Annotated in this window: 2 protein-coding genes and 2 pseudogenes; all 4 read right to left on the bottom strand. The window is 74.1% G+C overall.

What is annotated here, in order from left to right; all coding sequences use genetic code 11:
- Positions 1-592: pseudogene (locus tag CCN56_RS38860) on the bottom strand (50S rRNA methyltransferase); the annotation flags it as partial.
- Between the two features lie 31 nt (positions 593-623).
- On the bottom strand, positions 624-1,199 hold the full coding sequence (locus tag CCN56_RS38855) for a histidine phosphatase family protein (protein WP_086832333.1): 576 nt from the start codon (positions 1,197-1,199) through the stop codon (positions 624-626).
- Between the two features lie 69 nt (positions 1,200-1,268).
- Entirely contained in the window at positions 1,269-1,730 is a 462-nt protein-coding gene (locus CCN56_RS38850; RefSeq protein ID WP_179200150.1) for a GNAT family N-acetyltransferase, read from the bottom strand.
- Between the two features lie 103 nt (positions 1,731-1,833).
- Positions 1,834-2,917, bottom strand: a pseudogene (locus tag CCN56_RS38845) (PLP-dependent aminotransferase family protein); the annotation flags it as partial.

Below are 2,917 nucleotides of genomic sequence, written 5' to 3'. Positions count from 1 at the left end.
AGTGTGTATAAGAGGCAGGGTTCGGGCCGGGCGTGAGGGACGGATCGGGGGTGGTGTGGATCAGCCGGGCCTTCTTCACCGCGAGCGAGGTGCGGGTGGGGCCGAGGATCCGCTCGAAGAGCTTGAGCGTGGAGGTGTGGATCTCCTTGACCATGCCCGTGCCGACGATCACGGTGCCCTCGTGCACGGCCGGCGCGAGCCGGTGGAGCTGGTCCTCCAGGAGCGCGAGGCTCTTGGGGACGCGGACGAGGAGCACGTCGATCCGCTCGGGCGGCGGGTCCTGGGTGGTGAGGAGCCGGACGGCGTCCGGAGCGGCCCCGGCGCGCGCGAGGTTGGCCCGGGTGGCCTGCCCGCCGAGGTACGAGTCGGTGATCTGGACGAGTTCGCGGGGTCCCGCGGCCTGGAGCGCGGTGACGAGGGCTCCCCAGCGGTCGCCGAGGACGGCGACGGTGCCGGAGAGGTCGGTCCCGGTCTCGGCGAGGTGCCCGAGGAGGTACTCGTCGGACGCGTCCCAGGCGCGCAGCTGGTCGCGCGGGTCCTCGGGGAAGCGGGTCAGCGTGAAGGCGCCCCATGACGTGCTCAAACGGTTCATCGTGAAGCCAGGCTAGCCGGTCCCGGGGCCGTCAGCGCAGGGCCGCGTCCAGTTGGAGGTGCCAGAGGCCGGGGCGGCCGGTGAGGGTGATCGTGGAGAGGGGGCGGACGTCGACGTTCCAGTAGGTGGCGGGGTGTGCCTTGAGGGCGTACACGAGTGCGGCGCGCACGACGGAGGGTTCGGCGACGGCGACGATGGAGCCGTCCTCGGCGGGGCGGGTGTCCAGCCAGTTCCCTATGCGGGTGATGAAGGCGAGGAGCGGTTCGCCGCCGTGCGGGGCCGTGCGGGCGTCGGTGAGCCAGGCGTCGACGGCGGCCGGTTCGAGGGCGGCGACCTCGGCGAGGGTCAGGCCCCGCCAGCGGCCCATGTCGCAGTCGCGCAGCGCGGGCTGGGCGAGGGGCGCGTAGCCGAGGGCGGTGCCGGTGGCGCGGCTGCGCGGGGTCGGGGAGCAGTAGCGCAGTTCGGCCGCGCCGAGCGGGATGAGCGCGGGCGCGGCCTGCTGCACCTCGTACCAGCCGGCCTCGTCCAGTGGCCGGTCGTCGTCGAAGCGTTCGGCGAGCAGGGAGGAGCTGCGTGCCGCTGTGACGAGCGTCACCCGAAGACTCATGGCCGCGATCGTGAGGCCGGCGGCCCCGCTGGTCAAGGGGTCATGTGGCGGGGCCGGAGGGGATGGGGCTCACTGCTGCCCGAGAGCCATCCACTTGTCCGGATTCTGCAGTGGCGTGAAACCCACCTTCTCGTACACGCCGTGCGCGTCGGCGGTGGCGAGCATGATGCGGCGCAGTCCGTACGGTGCGAGGTGGTCGCGGACGGCGGTGACGAGCGCGGTGCCGAGGCCGGTGCCGCGGGCCGGGCGGTCGACGTAGACGTCACAGAGCCAGGCGAAGGTGGCGTAGTCGGTGACGACGCGCGCGTAGGCGCTCATCTCGCCGGTCTCCCGGTGGTAGGCGCCGAGGTTCAGCGAGCCGGCGATGGCGCTGTCCTGCTTCTCCCGAGGTCGGCCGAGGGCCCAGTAGGCGTCGGTGGACAGCCAGTGGTGGACGCGGGCCGCGTCGATCCGGGCGGGGTCGGCTGAGATCTCGTACGCCCCGTGCATGACGGGGTCGCCGGGGGCGTCGGTTGTGGTGCTGTCGCTCATGGGCGAAGGCTTCCAGGGGCGTGCGGGCTTGTCAGGCGAATTTGCCCGGGGCCAGGGACCTGGGGCGGGCCGTGCCGGGTCCCGGCGCGGCCCGCCCTCGCGGTCAGCCGGTGAGTTCGTCGACCGCCGTCCGCAGGCGGCGGACGCCCTCGACGATCTCCGTGGGGCCCGCGACACCCGCGAAACTCAGCCGGATGTGGCCGGCGGGGGGTTCGGCGCAGAAGTAGGGGCGGCCGGGGGCCGCGGCGACTCCGGCGCGCAGGCCGGCGGCGAGGAGGGAGGCCTCGGAGAGGGTGTCGGGGAGGCGCAGCCAGAGCTGGTAGCCGCCGGAGGGGATGTGCGGCAGGGCGAGTTCGGGGAGGTGGAGGGCGAGGGCTCCGGTCATGACCTCCCGGCGGCTCCTGAGCTCCTGGGCGACGGCGCGGAGATGGCGGGGCCAGGCCGGGGAACCGACGAGTTCGAGCGCGGCCTCCTGGAGGGGGCGGGGGACGAAGAAGCTGTCGACGACCTGGATGGCTCGCAGGCGTTCCAGGACGGGTCCGCGGGCGGCGAGGGCGCCGACGCGGAGGCTCGCCGAGGTGATCTTGGTGAGGGAGCGGACGTGGACGACGACGCCGTCGGGGTCGTCGGCGGCGAGGGGTGCGGGGAGCGGCCCCGCGTCCTCGTGGACGAGGCGGCGGGCGAAGTCGTCCTCGACGACGAAGGCTCCGGCGGCACGGGCGATGCGGACGGTCTCCCGGCGGCGCTCGGGTCGCAGCGTGGTCCCGGTCGGATTCTGGAAGAGCGGCTGGCAGACGAAGACACGGGCGCCGGTGGCGCGGAAGGCGGCTTCGAGGAGTTCGGGGCGCACTCCGTCGGCGTCGGTCGGCACGGGGACGGGGCGGAGTCCGGCCGCGCGGGCGACGGCGAGCATGCCGGGGTAGGTGGGCGACTCGACGAGGACGGGGGTGCCGGGCGGAGCGAGGGCGCGCAGGGCGGTGCTGATCGCGGACTGGCCGCCCGCGGTGATCGAGTTCAACGGCGGTTACCTCCACCCCTCCCTCCAGCCCGAGAGCGCCCTCGGGCTGGAGGGAGGGGTGGAGGTAACCGCCGTTGAACTCGATCACGCCGGGCGGGGGCGCGGAGAGGGTGACGAGGACGCCGGAGGCGTCGACGGCCCGGGGGACGAGTTCGGTGGCGGTGTCGGC

The sequence above is a fragment of the Streptomyces sp. NRRL B-24572 genome (genome assembly GCF_002156145.1).
GTDB classification, from domain to species: domain Bacteria; phylum Actinomycetota; class Actinomycetes; order Streptomycetales; family Streptomycetaceae; genus Streptomyces; species Streptomyces vietnamensis.
Note: the sequence above shows the minus strand (reverse complement) of the source record. Positions and strands in the feature narration are given on the sequence as shown.